Origin of the sequence: Novosphingobium sp. Leaf2 (assembly GCF_001421325.1) — a bacterium.
Taxonomy (GTDB): domain Bacteria; phylum Pseudomonadota; class Alphaproteobacteria; order Sphingomonadales; family Sphingomonadaceae; genus Novosphingobium.
Window position 1 is genome coordinate 519023 of sequence record NZ_LMJY01000001.1, and the last position, 17081, is coordinate 536103.

Annotated in this window: 14 protein-coding genes; 8 read left to right on the top strand and 6 right to left on the bottom strand. The window is 64.7% G+C overall.

Annotated features, from left to right (window positions below):
- Window positions 1–12 precede the first annotated feature (12 nt).
- Genes ASE49_RS02565 through ASE49_RS02580 form a run of 4 tightly spaced genes read right to left on the bottom strand, consistent with a single transcriptional unit; the run spans window position 13 to window position 5495 of the window.
- A complete protein-coding gene (locus ASE49_RS02565; protein WP_056768485.1) occupies window positions 13–828 on the bottom strand; it encodes a cupin domain-containing protein in 816 nt (271 codons plus the stop codon).
- Window positions 829–832: 4 nt separating this feature from the next.
- Entirely contained in the window at window positions 833–2431 is a 1599-nt protein-coding gene (locus ASE49_RS02570; RefSeq protein WP_056768486.1) for an FAD-binding oxidoreductase, read from the bottom strand.
- Entirely contained in the window at window positions 2428–3771 is a 1344-nt protein-coding gene (locus ASE49_RS02575; RefSeq protein WP_056768658.1) for an MFS transporter, read from the bottom strand. The genes ASE49_RS02570 and ASE49_RS02575 overlap by 4 nt, the downstream gene beginning before the upstream one ends.
- The gene (locus tag ASE49_RS02580) at window positions 3771–5495 is read right to left on the bottom strand and encodes an alpha/beta fold hydrolase (protein WP_056768489.1); all 1725 of its coding nucleotides are present in this window, start codon (window positions 5493–5495) and stop codon (window positions 3771–3773) included. The genes ASE49_RS02575 and ASE49_RS02580 overlap by 1 nt, the downstream gene beginning before the upstream one ends.
- A 126-nt stretch (window positions 5496–5621) precedes the next feature.
- Here ASE49_RS02580 and ASE49_RS02585 point away from each other — a divergent pair, with 126 nt between their 5' ends.
- The 5 genes from ASE49_RS02585 to ASE49_RS02605 all read left to right on the top strand — a co-directional run bounded on the left by ASE49_RS02585 (window position 5622) and on the right by ASE49_RS02605 (window position 12781).
- Window positions 5622–6899 (top strand): MFS transporter, encoded by a 1278-nt coding sequence (locus ASE49_RS02585; protein ID WP_056768490.1) that lies wholly within the window; start codon window positions 5622–5624, stop codon window positions 6897–6899.
- A 139-nt stretch (window positions 6900–7038) separates the two neighbouring features.
- Window positions 7039–9348, top strand: a complete 2310-nt coding sequence (locus ASE49_RS02590; RefSeq protein WP_056768492.1) for a TonB-dependent receptor — start codon at window positions 7039–7041, stop codon at window positions 9346–9348.
- Between the two features lie 203 nt (window positions 9349–9551).
- On the top strand, window positions 9552–10319 hold the full coding sequence (locus ASE49_RS02595) for a GntR family transcriptional regulator (RefSeq protein WP_235522791.1): 768 nt from the start codon (window positions 9552–9554) through the stop codon (window positions 10317–10319).
- 93 nt (window positions 10320–10412) lie between these two features.
- Window positions 10413–11429, top strand: a complete 1017-nt coding sequence (locus ASE49_RS02600; RefSeq protein ID WP_056768496.1) for a zinc-dependent alcohol dehydrogenase family protein — start codon at window positions 10413–10415, stop codon at window positions 11427–11429.
- Window positions 11426–12781, top strand: coding sequence for an MmgE/PrpD family protein (locus tag ASE49_RS02605; RefSeq protein ID WP_056768498.1), 1356 nt, complete (start codon window positions 11426–11428; stop codon window positions 12779–12781). The genes ASE49_RS02600 and ASE49_RS02605 overlap by 4 nt, the downstream gene beginning before the upstream one ends.
- Before the next feature lie 34 nt (window positions 12782–12815).
- Here ASE49_RS02605 and ASE49_RS02610 read toward each other — a convergent pair whose 3' ends face one another.
- Window positions 12816–13652: an SDR family NAD(P)-dependent oxidoreductase gene (locus ASE49_RS02610; RefSeq protein WP_056768499.1), complete on the bottom strand. Its 837-nt coding sequence runs from the start codon at window positions 13650–13652 to the stop codon at window positions 12816–12818.
- Complete coding sequence (locus tag ASE49_RS02615; protein WP_056768501.1) at window positions 13649–13969, bottom strand: REDY-like protein HapK; 321 nt, start codon at window positions 13967–13969, stop codon at window positions 13649–13651. Before ASE49_RS02615 ends, ASE49_RS02610 begins: the two co-directional genes overlap by 4 nt.
- 84 nt (window positions 13970–14053) lie before the next feature.
- Between ASE49_RS02615 and ASE49_RS02620 the strand changes: the two genes are divergently transcribed.
- From ASE49_RS02620 to ASE49_RS02630, 3 genes are read left to right on the top strand one after another with little or no spacing between them, the layout of a single operon-like run.
- Complete coding sequence (locus tag ASE49_RS02620; protein ID WP_056768503.1) at window positions 14054–15271, top strand: class I SAM-dependent methyltransferase; 1218 nt, start codon at window positions 14054–14056, stop codon at window positions 15269–15271.
- On the top strand, window positions 15271–15630 hold the full coding sequence (locus ASE49_RS02625; protein WP_056768505.1) for a hypothetical protein: 360 nt from the start codon (window positions 15271–15273) through the stop codon (window positions 15628–15630). The genes ASE49_RS02620 and ASE49_RS02625 overlap by 1 nt, the downstream gene beginning before the upstream one ends.
- A complete protein-coding gene (locus ASE49_RS02630) occupies window positions 15627–17012 on the top strand; it encodes an FAD-dependent oxidoreductase (protein ID WP_056768507.1) in 1386 nt (461 codons plus the stop codon). The genes ASE49_RS02625 and ASE49_RS02630 overlap by 4 nt, the downstream gene beginning before the upstream one ends.
- Window positions 17013–17081: the final 69 nt, after the last annotated feature.

Consider the following 17081-nt stretch of genomic DNA (forward strand, 5'->3'; position numbering starts at 1 on the left):
TTTGCGTCGATCTCAATAAGGCGCAGGGGCCTCGTATGCGCGCGTCCAGCCTGGCGGCGTGCCCTGGGGCACTTTGGGCGCATAGGCCTGGCCGATTGGCAGCGGCATGGGGTCGGTCCAGGTCGTGCGCACGTAGTTTGCGCCCGCCCGCATGATCTGGAAGAAACCGCCCACCGACACATGCGGGCCGTGGACGATCTCGGGCGGGCGGTAGAAATAGGCGCCCGGACGGATCAGGCCTTCGGGCGTCCACATCTCGCCTTGCAGCATGAACATCTCTTCGAAATGATCGTGGATCTCTGCCGGCATCTCGGCTTGCGCCGGCATGCCGTGGGGCAGCCCCAGCAGCAGGAACGTACGGGAGCTGTCGTTGGGGCCAAGGCGCAGGACTTTTCGGGTCAGCCGCAGGTGGGCGATCTGTGCATCGCTGGCACGCATGTCCCACGGCGCGTTCAGGGCATCGACCGCCATCGCCTCGGACACGCCCGTGACGCTGTTGGGATCGCTGCGGCCATAACGGAACACGATCAACGTGGCGCCTGCAGCGCTCGCGCGCGGCCCGGCGCTCTCCCCGCGCGGGGTGAAGCCATACGCGTGATAGCCGCGCTCCAGCCCGCCGATGGTGATGGCGCCGTCGAGCACGAAGTATTCCTCGGCGCGGTCCTCCAGGCCCAGGTCTGCGCGATCGAAGCCGGCAGGATAGCGGATGAGGTAGGTTTCCTCGCCGTCCTGCGGATCGCAATTGAGCAACTTGATCCGCGTGCCGTCGGGTTGATCGTGCCACTCCACGTTCTGGGTCTGGACGAATTCGATGTGTGGTCGTGCCATAGTGTCAGCCTCCCAATCCGAGCGCGCCGGGATTCATCCGGTTGTCGGGATCGACCACCTGCTTGATGCCATTCAGGAATGCGCGCGATTGCGGGCGCATGATCTGTGCGTAGGGATACGTGCGACCGATCTGGTTGGACTGCGCGCCCAGCGAGGCGAACAGTTGGATAAGCTCGGCGCGCACTTTCATCACCAGCGCGCGCGCCTCCGGGTTGGCGGCGGGCTCAGGCACCCTGGCCTTGAACGGCTGGCCGATGCTGCCGTGATGGACGGGCAGCCAGGCGTCGTGCCAGTTGAAGACCGGCTCGTAGCTGAAAACGTGATTGCCGATGACCGTAAGGAGGCGCGACACGACGACGCCGCGCGCGGTCAGTTCCGGCTGATAGCGCGCGATCAGGCTTTCCGCCGCATCGACAAGTCCCTTGGCCTCGCTGTGCGCGACCTTTGCATTGAGTGCCAGCCAGCGGTCGCCGGTCGGCCCGACCACCGCGTCGAGTTGCGAGTAGGGATCGGCGCGCCCGGCCCGGGGGATCGAATTGGGCAGTTCCTTGCCCCCTGCGGCGGCGATCACCGCGCGCGCCAGCGCCATGTCTGCGTCCACCGCCTCGCGCGATCGGCCGGCCAGAACCATGTGCAGCGAGTAGCAACCCTCCTCGATGAAATCGCGCCCGGCCATTGCCAGTTGCGCGCCGGCGCGCAAGGCCCGCAGCAGGCCCTTTTCCTGGCTGACGACTTTCAGCAGCGTCTTGGCGTCTTTCACCATGTCGCTGGGCGCGGACAGCGCGGCGCGCGTCTTGTCCGGGTCCATCATGTAGCAATCTTCGGCCAGTTCGGAGCGGCCGATCTCGCACAGTGCCTCCACCGCCGCATCGCGGTCCTGAAAGCCGAACGAGAGATAGTCTGTGTGTGCGGGCGCGCGCATCATGCGCAGGGTGACGACGCCCTTGATGCCCAGCGCGCCAGCATCGTGCGTGAACAGGCCGGTGGTGTCCGGGCCGAACGTGCGGGTGAAGGCGTGCTTGGCGCTGCGGATCGCGGTTTGCCCGGTGTGCAGGATCGCGCCGTCCGCCAGCACGATCTGCATGCCCAGCACGATCTCCGCCGACGTGCCATAGCGCGCGGTGCCCAGGAACAGCGCGCCGTTGGACAGGCCGCCGCCGACCGTGGCGGCGCGGCCCGAGAATGTACCGAAGAACGGCAGGCGCAGGCCGCGCGGCTTCAGCGCATCGTAGATCTGCATCCAGGTGACGCCGGCCTCCACGGTGATCAGCAGGTTCTGCTCGTCGATCTCCAGGATGCGGTTCATCCGGCGCATGTCGACCGCCACCGCGCCGTCGCGCTCGCTGACATAACCTTGAACGTACGTCAGCCCGCCACCGCGCGGCAGCAGGGGCAGGCCAGCGGCGGCGATGTCTTTGGCGGCGGCGCTCAGTTCGTCGATCGAAGCAGGGCGGATGACGGCTGCGACCCGGCCCCCGGCGCCGAACAGGTCGGCGCTGTGCAGGGTGCGGCTCTCGTCATCGTGCAGGAACCCCTCTGCGCCCAGGATCGTGGCCAGCCGGTCGAAAAGCGTGTCACGGGTCAGCGTGGCGGTGTCGTTCATGCAGCTTCCCTTTCCAGATTGGCCTGTGCCGCAGCACGAAACGCTGCGCGTCCCGACAGGAGGATGATCGCCGATGTCAGGCCGCAGGCGAAAAAGACGGTGCCCAGGGACCAGGCGATGCCGGTGGGCTGGGTGAACACGGTGTCGGACAGGAAGCCGACCGCGAAATTCCCGGCGGTCAGCGCGATCAGGCCGGACAGGATGTTGTGCAAGGCCATGACCTGCCCGCGCAGCTCGTTGGGAACGATGGCGGAGATGCCGGAATAGACGCCCGAGATGTTCCAGTTCACGAACAGGGCGTTCAGGCCATAGCCGATGAGGGCCAGGATCGCGGACGGCACGATGCAGGAAAACGTGCCGAAGACGATCATCGAGAGCGCGCAGCAGATCGCGGCGATCATCGGCGCGTCCTTGTGCCCGCGCCGGGTCAGCCAGGCGATAACCCACCCGCTGTTGATGGCCGCGAAGATGCTGACGGGCATGCCAACCGCGCCCAGCAGCCACCCCGTCTCGGCCGCGCCCCAGCCATGAACGCGGATGAACAGTGCGGGAAACCAGCCGATGATCGCATAAACGCACACGAGGTTGAGCACGGTGCCCACCATCAGGGTGACGAAAGCGCGCGGATGGTCGCGCAAAAGCTGCATGATCGGCTTCAGGCTGATCGGCGGCGTCTGGGCGCTGGCGCCGTGGCGTTTGGGCTCACGCACGGTCAGGATGATGATCGCTGACAGCAGCAGCCCCGGCGCACCGCAAAGGACGAACACGATCTGCCAAGGGGCCATGCCGGCAAACGCGGCGTATCTGGCGATCAGCACCTCTGCGATGATCAGGAACAGCCCGGAGAGCGTGAGCGCGGCGGCGGTGCCCAGCGAACTGCCGGTGACGAACACGCCGTATGCCTTGGGTCGCACATACGGGTCGAAATAATCGGCGATAAGCGATGCCGCGCACGGCACCAGTGCCGCCTCACCGACGCCCACCAGCATGCGCGCCACGAACAGGTGGCCGAAGGTGTTGGCAAACGCGCAGCCGATCGTCGCCGCGCTCCACAGGAACAACCCGGTGGCGAGCAGGGGAACGCGCCGTGCCCGGTCGCACCAGACGCCAAGCGGAAGCCCCAGCACGCTGTAGAACAGGCTGAACGCCATGCCCTGCAGCAACCCGAACTGCGTATCGTTGATGTGCAGCGAAGCCTGCAGCGGGACGATCAGCAGGCCGATGGACACCCGGTCAAGGATCGCCAGCGCATATGCCAGCGTCAGCAGCGATACGATGTACCAGGCGTACTTGCGTGCGGGCCAGACGTGCGCCGGGGTGAAGGTTGGTGCGCTGCCCATCATGCTACGGTTTCAGTCTGGCGGGCGGGTTCAGCAAGAAACTGCGCCACGATTTGCGCCGTTTCGCCGATGTGGGCCGGTCGGTGCATGATCGTCGCCTGCGCAAGCTGTGCTGTAAGTGCCTCCGTGCCGGAACACCCGACATCTGCCGGGTCCTCCAGGATCAGCACCGGTTGGCGCGGGTTGGGGCGAGCGGCTGTCTCGGTGGCCCGACAGGCAGCGCGTACACTATCACCATACCGGGCCGGCTGTTTCAGGATGCCTACCAGCGCATCGTGCAGGGGGCGGGCGGCAAGGCTGGGCGCGATCCGGCGCGCGGCTGCGCCGCTGCCATCGAACCACGGCCAGTTGGCTTCCTGATCGCGCAGCATGTGCCAGTAGCGATGGATATGCCCGCCGCCGGGATCGAAGGGGAAAACGGGGGCCATCAGCGTTTCGAGATCAGGCGCGCCGGGAATGGTCAGGCTGGGGCAACAGTCGATCACGATACGCGCAATGGCATCGGGGTGGCGGTCAGCCAAGGTGCAGGCCAGCGCAGTGGCAAGGCCGCTGGCAAGCAGGTCCAGGTGTGTGCAGCCCAGTTGCTGCAGCATCGCGGCCACAGCGTCGGCCATGTTTTCGAGCGTGGGCGCAGCAAGGGGATCGGATTCGCCGTAACCGGGCAGTTCCGGGACCAGCGTGGCGCGATCCGGCAGCGCGGCTTGCCAGGCAAGCGCCTGCAGCGTGGTTGGCGCGGACAGGACCAGTAGCGGCACATCGCTTGAGGGACCGGCGCGGTGCACACGCATCTGACCGTGCGGCAGGTCGCAGTAGTGTGCGCCCGTGCCAGGTTGTGCCGGTAGCGGCGGTGCGGGTGCTGCATCCGCCAAGGCAGCGGTCAGGGCATTCTCCAGCCACGCCAGCCACGCCGGCAGATCGGCGGACAGGCGCTCGACGGTCAGGTTTGGATTTGCCGCCACCGGTACGCGGTCCAGGCTGGCGTAAAGCACATCGTCAGAGCGCGCCGCCACCGTTACCGGTGCGTTGACGCGCAGCAGCGCCGGCATCGGATCATAACGCATGGCCGCGGCATAGGCGCACGCATAATTCGGCCCGGCGGAGAGGAAGTCCACCATGTAGGCGCTGATCCAGTCATCGGACGGTTGCGCGATCGGCATACGCGTGCTCGGCGCTCGATCGAACCACGGAAACCAGCGCAGCATGTCCCTCATCCGGGTCCACTCCGCCGCCAGATAGCCGCCAGAATCGTCAAGGACAAAAGGGCGCATATAGGCGGCAATGAATGCCGGATCGGTCGGCTGCTCCGGAATGGAAAGACCATCGAGAATGACCTTGCCGCGCGGTTTTGCTGCATCGCGATGTGCAGCATATTCCAGCGCGATCTTGGCGCTGGTGTGCGTGGCATAGATGGGCGCGCCCTCGATCCCCAGCGCGGCAAGGCAGGCGTCCAGCGTCGCTGCGAAATCCGCGATCGTGGGATCGCTGGAAGCGAGCGGCTGCGAATTGCCATACCCCGGTGTATCGAGCGCATAGACGCGAAAGCGGCGCGATAGCGCGCGCATGGTCGCCAGATGCAGGCGGGAGGAACGCGGCGAATCGTGGAGCATGACCACGGCGGGGCCATCGCCCGCCACGCGATAGTGAATCACGCAGCCACCGGCGTCGACATAGCGGCGCGTAACATCGCGCGATGGCGTGGAGGCGTTGGAACTGCGGTTGTCCATGGTCACGCTCCTGATGATCGGCCATCACGCTCCAATCAGAGCTTGCGTCCGATCAATTGATATACTCTTATAACTTATCGTGCGGCAACACCGACCGCTTGTCCAGCCCCGGAGTAACCTTTGATGATGAGCCAGGCTTTGGGTGCCCAACCGCAGGTGCTTTCGCGCGAAACGCCGCGGGGATGGCTTGTCGTGCTGGCGGCGATGGTGGGCGTGGCGGTAGGGCTCAGCCCGGTGCCGTTCTACACCATCGGCATGTTCGCGCCCGAATTGTCGAAGGCGTTCGGCTGGTCGTTCGCCTCGATGATGGGAAGCATCGGCGTGCAATCCGGCGTCGTGATGGTGTCAGGCCCGCTGGCCGGCTTCGCGGTGGACAAGTGGGGCGCGCGGCCCGTGGCGATCGTATCGCTGGGGTTGTTCGGCCTGTGCTTCATGAGCCTGGCGCTGAGCAACGGTTCGCTGTTGCTGTACTATGCGCAGTGGGGCGTCATGTCGGTGCTGGGCGCCGGGACGCTTTCCGCAACTTGGACCCGCGTGGTCAACGGCTGGTTCGACAAGAATCGTGGCCTCGCGCTTGGTCTTGCCAGCACCGGAACGGGGCTTACCGGCTTTCTGATCAAGCCGTTCACCGCATGGATCATTCTGGATTACGGCTGGCGCACCGCCTTTGTCGCCATCGGGCTGCTGCCGATCGTGATCGGTATACCGCTTATCCTGCTGCTGTTCCGGGAACGCAAAGACGTTGCCACCCCGCTTGCAGCAGAGGCGGCGGAGGTCATCGAGGAATACGGTCTCACGCTGGTCCAGGCCATCCGCAGCCCGCGCTTCTGGCTGATGGCGGCGGCCTTCTTCCTGATCGCCTTTGCGTTGACTGCGCCGACCCCGAACCTGGAGAACATCTTCAAGTCCTTCCACTTTGAATTAGCGCGGATCGGGGAGATCACGGCCAGTTTCGGCCTGGCGGTGATTGCCGGGCGGATCATCGGCGGATGGTTGCTGGACCGGTTCTGGGCGCCGGCGTGCGCCTTTGCGATCCTGCTCGTGCCAGCGCTTGGCAGCTGGTTGCTCTCCGGCGAGTCGCTGACGAGCCCGGCGGCCTTCGCAGCGGTGCTTTGCCTGGGGTTTGGCGCCGGCTTCGAATTCGATCTGCTGGCCTATCTCATCAGCCGGTACTTCGGGCAGCGCAACTATGGCACGATCTACGGCTGTTTCTACACGGTGATTGCTTTTGGCGGCGGGCTGGGGCCGGTAGTCTATGGCTACGCGTTCGACAGCACCGGAACGTATGCAACGGCGTTGCTGCTTGGCGTGGGGTGTGTGCTGACGGGCAGTGTCCTGCTGCTTCTTCTTGGCGCCTATCCGGTGTTTACAGCGCCAGATGCGACAATTCGGCAACAAAACTGAAAAGTGCCGCACCCCGTCATCAATGCCGCTTGACACATAAGCCAATTTGATATGTCTTATTGTCATAACAATATGCCATACAAAATATTGGCAGGCAGTCGCAGCGGTGGGAACAAAATCCTCAGGGAAGGGCATTTTGATGAGCAACAAGCATTACACGTGCGTATCGCGATTGGCGCTCGCCGCAATCATTTCGGTGGTTGCAGGAGGCAGCGCCTACGCACAGACGGCACCTGAACAGACCGGCACGCAAGCTGCGCCGGCATCGGGCGGCAACCTCACCGACATCGTCGTCACCGCGCAGCGTCGGCCTGAGAAGGTGCAGGAAATTCCGCTTGCAGTGACGGCATTTTCAGAAGCGACCATCCGCAATCTCAACCTCAACGATGCCATCTCGGTGTCGAAGTACGTTCCCTCGATGATCTCGCAGCACAACGCGGGTCTGGCGACGGCGAACTCGTACTTCCTGCGCGGCCTGGGCAACACCCAATCGGCTGCGACCTTCGATCCGCCGGTTGGCACGTATGTCGACGACATCTACGTCGCGCGCCAGAACGCCAACAACTACGCCTTTTTCGATACCGAGCGCGTCGAAGTGTTGCGTGGTCCTCAAGGCACGCTGTTCGGTCGCAATACCACGGGTGGCGCGGTGTCGATCATCATGCGCAAGCCGTCTGACCATTATGGCGCCAAGTTCGAGGGCACCTACGGCTCGTACGGTCGTGTCACCTCCAAGGCGAGCGTGGACATCCCGATCTCGGAAAAAATTCTCACCAAATGGTCGGCGTTTTACATCCATGATGATGGCTATCTGAAGAACATCACCACTGGTGAGCATCTGAATGGTGAGAAGAGCTATGGCTTTCGCAGCGACGTTCGCCTGCTGCCAACTGACCAGCTGACGATCGATCTTTCGGGCGAGTATACCAGAAATACCGGCACATACTTCGGCGTGCGCACGCTGCCGGTGGCGTCGAGCAAGTTCCGGACGTCCACGACGCCTGTGTTCTACGAAGCGTCGACCAACATGCGCAAGACCAGCTGCAAGGGCAATCCCGTCGACATCCTGCTGAGCACCGGCAACGGTCTGTGCCTAAATTCCGAGAATTACGCGGCGTCCGCCAACATTTCCTGGGCGACGGATGGCGGCACGCTTCAAGCCATTTTCGGCTATCGCAAGCAGAACCAAGACTACATCAACAACTACAGCTCGGGCACGGTAAACAAGTACGCCGGGTTCATCTTGGCCGATGCCATCAAGAACGACCAGTATTCCGGTGAGCTCAAGTGGTCGAGCGAACTGCTGGACGGGCGCCTGAAGTACGTGGCGGGCGTCTATTACCTGCAGGAGAACAACGATCTGGCGACAGCCCAGTTCACCGGCGGCACGACGTCCTATGTCCTGGCGACCACTCGGGCCAATGGCGTAACGTACGGCGTCGATGTACGCTTCCACCAGAAGGTCGAGACGGCCGCTGCATACCTGCAGGCCGACTATGAACTGGTCGACAACCTGACCGCAACCTTGGGCGCACGCTACACCTGGGAGAAGAAGGAGCTGGACTTCTACCAGTCGGACCGGTTCTTCAACCCGGCGTGGAACCATGGCGCCGCCGGTTACACCAGCGCAGACGTGCTGGCCGCGGGTATCCCGCTGAGCCAGACGCAAAAGCGGGTCACCCCGCGCATCGCGCTCTCCTACAAGGCCATGCCGGGTACGATCCTGTTCGCCTCGGCCACCAATGGCTTCAAGTCGGGTGGCTGGAACGGCACCAACAGCGTGCCCTTCCAGGTTCTGCCATTCCGGCCGGAAAAGACCTGGTCCTACGAAGCCGGCTTCAAGTCCGACCTGTTCAATCGCAAGCTGCGCCTGAACGGGACGTTCTATCTGGCCAAGACGCAGGACCTGCAGGTTACCTCGGGTATCATCGTCCCGCCCTCGACCATCGTGTCGCAGCTGGCCCGCAATGCCGGCACGCTGCGTACGTATGGTTTCGAGTGGGAAACGCTGTATGCGCCGACGACCCGGTTCTCGATCTTCATCAACGGATCTGTCAACCGTGGCAAATACCTCTCGACGGTGCTGACGCCGGGCGTCCCGGATGCGTCGCAGATCCAGACATCCACGATCCCGCTGCGCGTTCCCAAGTTCCAGCTTGCCGGCGGTGCCACTTACAAGTTGCCTGTGGACGCGCTGGACGGCGACGTGGGCTTCAGCGCCGCGTATCGCCACAACTCGTCGTATGCGGTCGCCGCGCTCAACACAGCGTTCGCGCCTGTCGAGAACTTCGTGGACCTCAATCTCACGTACGACAACGCCGAGGGCAAGTGGGGGGCCTCGTTCGGGGTGAGCAATCTCACCAAGCAGGAGACGATCACCGCGAACTTCATCTCTCTGTTCCCCGGCGATCCGCGCCGCTTCACCGGCCGCCTCTGGTTCAACTTCTAAGAACCGGTTCAGTCGGACGACGTAATTGGAAGGGGGCTGCCGCTGGCGGCCCCTTTTTCTTTCGGCTCACCGCGCCTAGACGATCGCCGGCGCTTGCCCGCCTGGCGGAGATACCCGTGCTTGACGTCGCGTAACAAACCCTCAACTACGCACAAGCCATCTGGAAGCGCTATGTCCAGAGGCAGGCGTCAGAGGAATTGCAAGTGATTGATCGGGACGCGGCAGTGCCGCTCTACCACCAGATCTACCTCCAGCTTCGGGACGAGATCCTGAGCGGCCAACGCCCGTTTCACAGCGCGCTGCCCACCGAGCAGGAACTTTCGACAATCTACGCGGTGTCGCGCATCACGGCACGGCGCGTGCTGACAGAGCTGGCGCAGCAGAACTTCGTTGAGCGCAAGCGGCGCCTTGGCACGCGCGTGATCTTTCAATCGCCTACCAAGCCGATGGAAGCCAACATCGATCAGGCGGTGGATTCGCTGCTCGCCTTCGGTCGGCGCACCACCGTCAACGTCATCGAGGTGGCGACCGAACTGCCCCCGCCCGCCGTGGCCGCCGCATTGAAGATCGCGGCGAACGAGCAGGTGGTGCGTGCGGTGCGCGTGCGCAGCCTGGAAGGCGCGCCGCTGGGCTACATCGTCAGCTACGTACCGGCGCGCCTGCACAAGGTCATTACCGCCAAAACTCTCGCCCGTGCCCCGATCCTGAAGGTGCTCGAAGAAGCCGGGCACAAGGCCGAACACGCAGAGCAGACGATCAGCGCCATGGAGGCGGACGGCGTGATCTCGCAGGCCCTGGAGATCGAGGCGCGCGCTGCGGTTCTGCGCATCACGCGCACCAGCTATGATGGCGCCAATACGCCGTTTTTGCTGACCTTCGCTCACTATCGCGCCGACAAGTTCACGATCCGTCTTGATCTTCAGCACCTTGGCGGCACGATCACGCCAACCCTCTCGACGAATGTGCGCTGAAGGGCGTGACAAGGCTTTTAATTGATATATAGAAGATACAAATCAACCGTCGCGCCGGCCTTGGGCCTGAGGCGAGCAAGCGGGAGTATCTTCATGAAAGCATTCGAAATTGGCGAGCAGAGCGGGCTGGAATCGCTGAAGGCGACCACCCGTCCGACGCCGGTGGCCGGCCCCGGCCAAGCCGTCGTCGCCCCGCGCCTCATCAGCCTGAACAACCGGGATCTCCAGATCCTGCGCGGGGCTTATGGCGCCAAGAAGGCGGTCGATCGGGTGCCCGTATCCGAAGGCGTGGGCGAAGTTGTCTCGGTGGGCGAAGGCGTCAGTGCCGTGAAGGTGGGTGATCGGGTGATCAGTCCGCACTTCGTCAATTGGGCAGGCGGTACGTTTGGGTATCATGCCTTCGGTTTCGATGTCGGGGTGACGCATGACGGCTGGCTGGCCGAGCAGGTCGTACTGCCGGCAACGTCCCTGATCCGCGTGCCCGAAGCCATTGCCGACGAGAACGCGGCGGCCCTGGCGTCAGCCGGGCTCACGGCGTGGAACGCGCTGGTGGAGGTGGGCAAGGTCAAGGCCGGAGACCTGGTGCTGTGCCTGGGCACCGGCGGCGTTGCCATATACGCGCTCAAGCTTGCCAAGGCCGCCGGCGCGCGGGTTGCGATCACCTCATCCAGTGACGAGAAGCTGGAACTGGCGCGCGCACTCGGCGCGGACATCACCATCAATTACAAGACTCACCCGGAATGGGGCGTTGAACTGATGGCGCAGACCGGCAACGCCGGCGCGGACATCGTGGTCGAGACCGGGGGGCAGGGCACGCTGGGCCAGTCGATCGCGGCGGCGGCGGTGAACGGGCGGATCGTCATCATCGGCGTAACCGCCGGGCAGGGCATGTCGGTGCCGGGTTATGGCACGATCATCGGCAAGAACCTGACGCTCAAGGGTATTGCCAACGGCAGCCGCGAGATGCTGGTCAATCTGGTGCGCGCGGTCGAGGCTAACGGGATCGAAACCGTGGTCAACAAGACATTCGCGTTCGACGAGGCGCCGGCGGCTTACGCGTATCTCGATGCGGCGGAACATGTCGGCAAGGTGCTGATTTCCCTGCGATGACCGCCGCGTCGGACCGGTTCGTCGGCCACGCGCTGGGTGTCTCGTGGCACGACCTCGGGCCCAGCGCGCAGCGCGCCGCGCGCAACTTCTTGCATGACAGCCTTGCCGTCGGCATCGCCGGGCGCAACGCGGCCCTGGCGGACGAGGCGTTCCATGCCGCTACCGGGTGGAGCGGGCAGGGCGGCACCGGGCTGGTGCTCGGCCGCCCCGGCGCGCGGCTGACGGCACCGCACGCCGCTTTCGCCAACGGCTACCAGATCCACGCGCAGGAATATGACTGCGTGCACGAACCCGCCGTGGCGCATCCGATGGCAAGCGTGCTGGCCGTGCTGCTGGCCGAAGCAAGCCGCGCACCGGTGAGCGGGGCTGACTTTCTGGCCGGCATCGTGGCGGGCGTGGACATCGTGGCGTCGCTGGGCGTCGCGGTAAAATCACCGCTCAAGTTTTTCCGCCCGGCAACCGCCGGCGTGTTCGGATCGATCGGCGGTCTATGCCGCATGCGGCAGCTGACACCGGAAGTTTCGCGCAACGCGCTGGGCTATGGCCTCGCCTTCGCCAGCGGCACGATGCAGGCGCATGTCGAAGGCAAGCCGGCACTGGCGATCCAGGTCGCCGCCGCCGCGCGCTCGGCGATCGAAGCGGCCGACTTGGCACGCCTCGGGTTTGAAGGCTCGCACGGATCGATCGATGGTCCGTTCGGGTACTTGTCGCTGTTCGAGGACGAGGTGGATCTGGAGCCCGTGCTGGCGGACCTTGGCAAGCGTCACCGCATCGAGGAATTGAGCTGGAAGCCGTTTCCCACCGGGCGCGCCGCGCACGGCGCCATCATCGCGCTGCGCAGCCTGATGGAACGGCGCGGCGTCACCGCCGACAACCTTCGGTCCTTCACGTACCGGGCCCCGCCGCTGATCCATCGCCTGGTCGGACGCAGGCCATTTGCGGGCATGAGCGTCGCTTATGCGCGGCTGTGCTTTGCCTGGCTAGGCGCGGTCGTCCTGACGCGCGGCACGATCGACCTTGCCGACTTCACGCCAGAGCGGCTGTCCGACCCCGCGCTGCTGGCGCTGGCCGAACGGATCATGGTGGAGGTCGATGACAACGGCGATCCCGCCGCCTTCGTACCGGCTGTCGGCACCGCAGTGCTGACGAATGGCACGGTTGTCAGCGACAGCGTCTCACGTCAGTTCGGCTCGCCCGAATGGCCGCTCAGCCGTGAGGAGCATCTTGCCAAGGCAGAGCGCTGCCTGTCGTTCGGCGGGCTGGGGCACGCACACCGGGGGCTGGTCGATCTGATCGAGCGGTTCGATGAACTGGACGACGTGGTGCTGGCCCTGGCGGCCGTGATCGAATGAGCCCCTCCCTTCCGCAAGGGAAGGGCTCACTGCGTCAGTGCGGTTCTTCGCCGCCCGATACGTTCATCGATTCGGCGGTGATGTACCCGGACCCGTCCTGGCACAGGAAGGCGACTGCGTTGGCGGTGTCTTCGGGCAGACCGGGGCGACCCATCGGGATGCGCCCGGCCATATCGGCCATATACTGCTCGATGGTCTTGCCCTGCTTTTGCGCGAAGTAGGCATTCTGCCAGGCGCCCAGACCGGTCGTCACGTGATTGGGGCACACGTTGTTCACGGTAATTCCATGCGTCCCCAGCTCCGTTGCCGCTGACCGCACCAGGCCGACCAGCCCGTGCTTGGAGGCCGTGTAGGCCTGCATGTTGGGAAAGCCGCTCTTGGCAGCCTGGCTGGCGATGTTGACGATCCGGCCGCCGCGCCCCTGGGCCACCATGCGCTGCGCCGCCGCCTGCATGCCATAGAACGCCCCACTCAGATTGACGTCGAGCACCGCGCGCCACTCGTCTTCCGAAACGTCCAGCAGCGGCTTGACGATATAGCCGATGCCGGCGTTGTTCACCCAGATGTCGAGGCTGCCGTGCGTGGCCACCGCGTGGTCGGCCAGCGCCTGCACTTCATCGCGGCTGCGCACGTCGCAGGACTTGGCGGAAACCTCGACGCCTTTGGCGCGGATGGCCTGGGCGATTGCGTCCATTTCCGATGACAGGCCGATCATGCCCTCCGGCGTTGCAGCATCGCGCGACGCGCCGACATCGGACAGGACGATATTGGCACCGTCCTCCGCCAGGCGCAGCGCGATCGCCTCGCCCAGACCACCCTTCCGGCCCGAGCCGGTGATGACCGCGGTCCTGCCCGCGAGCGGTTTGGTCATGCAGCCTCTCCGCTGACGGGGCGGGTGAGGATGAACGTGGGCGTCGACCACTCGTTGAATTCGGCGGCGATGCGGCCCATCGCTTCGGTGGAGGCTTCCTGGCCGAACAAGTCCATGTCGTTGATGTCGATGATCTCGATGTAATCGTACGGCGGCTTGTCGTCGCTGCCGAGCAGGCCGGTTGCCTGGAACAGCGTAAAGCCGTCGATCGACGTGAGCGCGTTGACGGTCGGCAGGTCGGTGGTGAGCGCCCAGCGCTCGTAATCCGCCGCGCTTTTGCCGGGCTTGAGGTTCACCAATACGATTATCCGAGTCATACCTGCGTCATCCTCTTGGCTTCTGTGAAGTGTGGTGTCATATGTTATAGAGATATACCAAACGAAGGGAAGCGGCTTCTCGTCATGACACGCTCGAATGTGCCTCCGGCCCAGCCTTACGATGGCCCTCCCGATTACCGTGTGGTCGGGCGTCACGCCGTGTTCCCGCAGACCAATCATGACGAGATCGAGCGAATCAATTTCCTGGCGCAGATGAACCGGCATTTGTCTGCCCGCGTGGTGCCCGGCGTGAAGGCGGCGTACGATAACAAGGTCGCGCCCGGTTTCGCCAAGGCGCAGGGCCGCCCCATCGCTGACCGGCACGAAGCGCGCCGCGCCCTGCTGGAAGACGACAGCTTCTGCCTGTGGTCGGCGCTGCGCCGGATGACGATGGAGCAGCGCCAGCAGGCTGGCCGCTGGACGACGATCCGCCAGCGTGAGGCTTTGGCCGAAACGGCGGCGCAGCTCACCGATGGCGACGAGCGGCTCAAGCTCGATCCCGGCGTGGCCGTGCCCCGGTATGTCTCGGCGGTGGATCACCATTGCATGCCGGGCAGCTATTATACCGAGGCGTTCCCCGGCGATGTCGCCAATGGGGCGAATTACGATCACGGCAACTTCGTGACGACCGCCGGCTTGCTCGGCAAGTACGCCGATGGTGGCGGCCATGCGGTGGTCAAATGGGTAAAGCGCAATTACCCCGATTTCGCGCCGACCAGCATTCTGGAGATTGGCGGCACCGTGGGCCACTCCAGCCTGCCGATCGCGCAGGCTTATCCGAACGCGCACATGACCATCGTCGATCTCGGCGCGCCGGTGCTGCGCTACGGTCTGGCCCGCGCGAAGTCGCTCGGTGTCGATAACGTCAGCTTCGTGCAGGCCAGCGGCGAGGATCTGGCGATCTTCCCCGATGCCAGCTTCGACTGGATCCAGACCACGATGTTCCTCCACGAACTGTCGAGCACCGCGCTTGACAATATCCTGCGCGAATCGCGCCGCCTGCTGAAGCCGGGCGGCATCGTGCTGCATGTGGAGCAGCCGCAATATACGCCCGAGATGCCGTTGTTCGAACAGGCCATGCGGGACTGGGATGCATTCTACAACAATGAGCCGTTCTGGAGCCGCATGCACGAGCTGGATCTGGACGCGCATATGGTCGCCGCCGGCTTCGAACGCGAGAAGCTGATCCACGGCGGCGTGACGGCGGTGGTCGACAAGGACTTGTTCCCCGATGCGGCGGACGACGAAACCGAGGATTACGGTCGCAAGGCGGCCTGGCACGTGATCGGAGCCACGGTCTGATGAGCATCGCTGACGCATTGGCCGAAGCCGGGGCGAAAGCCGCCGGAAAGCGCCCGTACTTTCTGGACCACGAGGTCGAGGCGGTGCTCGCCATCACGATGGCCGCCGTGCAGGAACTCGCCGTCGCCCGCCAGCGGATCGATACGTTGGAGCGTTTGCTGGAAGGCAAGGGCGTGCTCAGCCGCTCCGAGATCGAGACGTTCACGCCCGATCCCTCCGTCGCGATCGAGCGGGCCTTGTCGACCCAGGAATATATCGCCCGGGTCCTGCGCATCGTGCAGCAGCGCAACGAGGCCAACCTGACGAGCGGTGACATCGCCTCCGAGGCGGTCGGCAGCGAACTGGGCGCGCGCTCGTGAGCGAGGCGGAGGGGTTCGAGTTCTCGGTGCCGGTGCTGATTGCTGGCGCGGGGGCTTGCGGCGCGGTTGCGGCACTGGCGGCGCTCAATGCCGGGGTGACCCCGCTGGTGATCGAACGTGATGACCGGCCCGGCGGCTCGACCGGCATGTCGCAGGGCCTGTTCTGTGCGGCGGGAACTCAGTCCCAGCGCGAGCATGGGATTGAGGACAATGCCGACATCTTCTTTGCGGACATTATCGAGAAGGCGAAGGGCCAGACCGACCCGGTGATCGCCAGGGCGCTGGCGGATCACAGCGCACCTACGCTGGAATGGCTGCGCGCGGCGCATGACCTGCCGTGGGAGCTGGATCTGCGTTTCCGCGCGTCCTACGGCAACAGCCGCCAGCGCCTGCATGGCTGGCCCGGGCATAGCGGCGACGACATGGTGCAACTGCTGCACCGGCGCATGAGCGATGCCGGGGTGGACGTGCTGATGGAGACCCGGCTCGTCGACATCTACGTCCAGGGCGACCGCATTATCGGCGTGGCGCTGGAGCGGGCGGACGGCGCCATCGAGAAGGTCGGCTGCGATGCGCTGGTGTTGGCGTGCGGCGGCTTTGGCGCCAACCGCGCCATGACGGACCGGTACATGCCCGAAACCGCAACGCTCAAGTACAACGGACACGAAGGCAGCCAGGGCGAAGCGATCGTCGTGGCCGAGCGGCTGGGCGCGGTGCTGGCGGACATGGGCAGCTATCAGGGCTACGCCATGCTTACCGATCCGCAAGGCATCTCGGTGCCCCCCCCGGTGCTGATCGAGGGCGGGATCATCGTCAATAAACTGGGGAATCGCTTTACGGACGAATCGGCAGACATTGCCGGAATGGTCCATCCCCTGGCGGGGCAGCCGGATGGCCTGGGCTGGGTGATCTACGATGCCCGGATCGAGGAGCGCTGTGCGCAGATCCCGGAACTGGCGCAACTGATGGCGCTGAATGCGCCGAAGATCGCGGAAGATCTTGAGACGCTCGCCAAGCTGACGAGCACCGATCCGGCGCAGCTGGCTGCTGCCGTGGGAGATGTGCAACGAGTCGCAGCCGCGAAAGGCACGGACGCCTTCGGCCGATCGTGGGCCAGCGAAACGCCGCCTTCCGGCCCGTACCGCGCGCTCAAGGTCACCGGCGCGCTGTATCACACGCAAGGCGGCCTGCAGATCGACGGCGCGGCACGGGTGCTGCGCCAGGACGGGACGCCATTTGCGAACCTGTTCGCAGGCGGAGGCTCGGCCCGATCCGTGTCCGGGCCGTCATCGTGGGGCTATTTGCCGGCCATGGGCCTGACCACCGCCGTGGTGTTGGGCCGCCTTGCGGGCGAAGGTGCCGCGCGCGCCAGCGCCGATTGACCGCAGCGCGATCAATCGCGTTTGAAGCGCTTGCAACGCCGAATTTATATGTCATAAACATAATACATA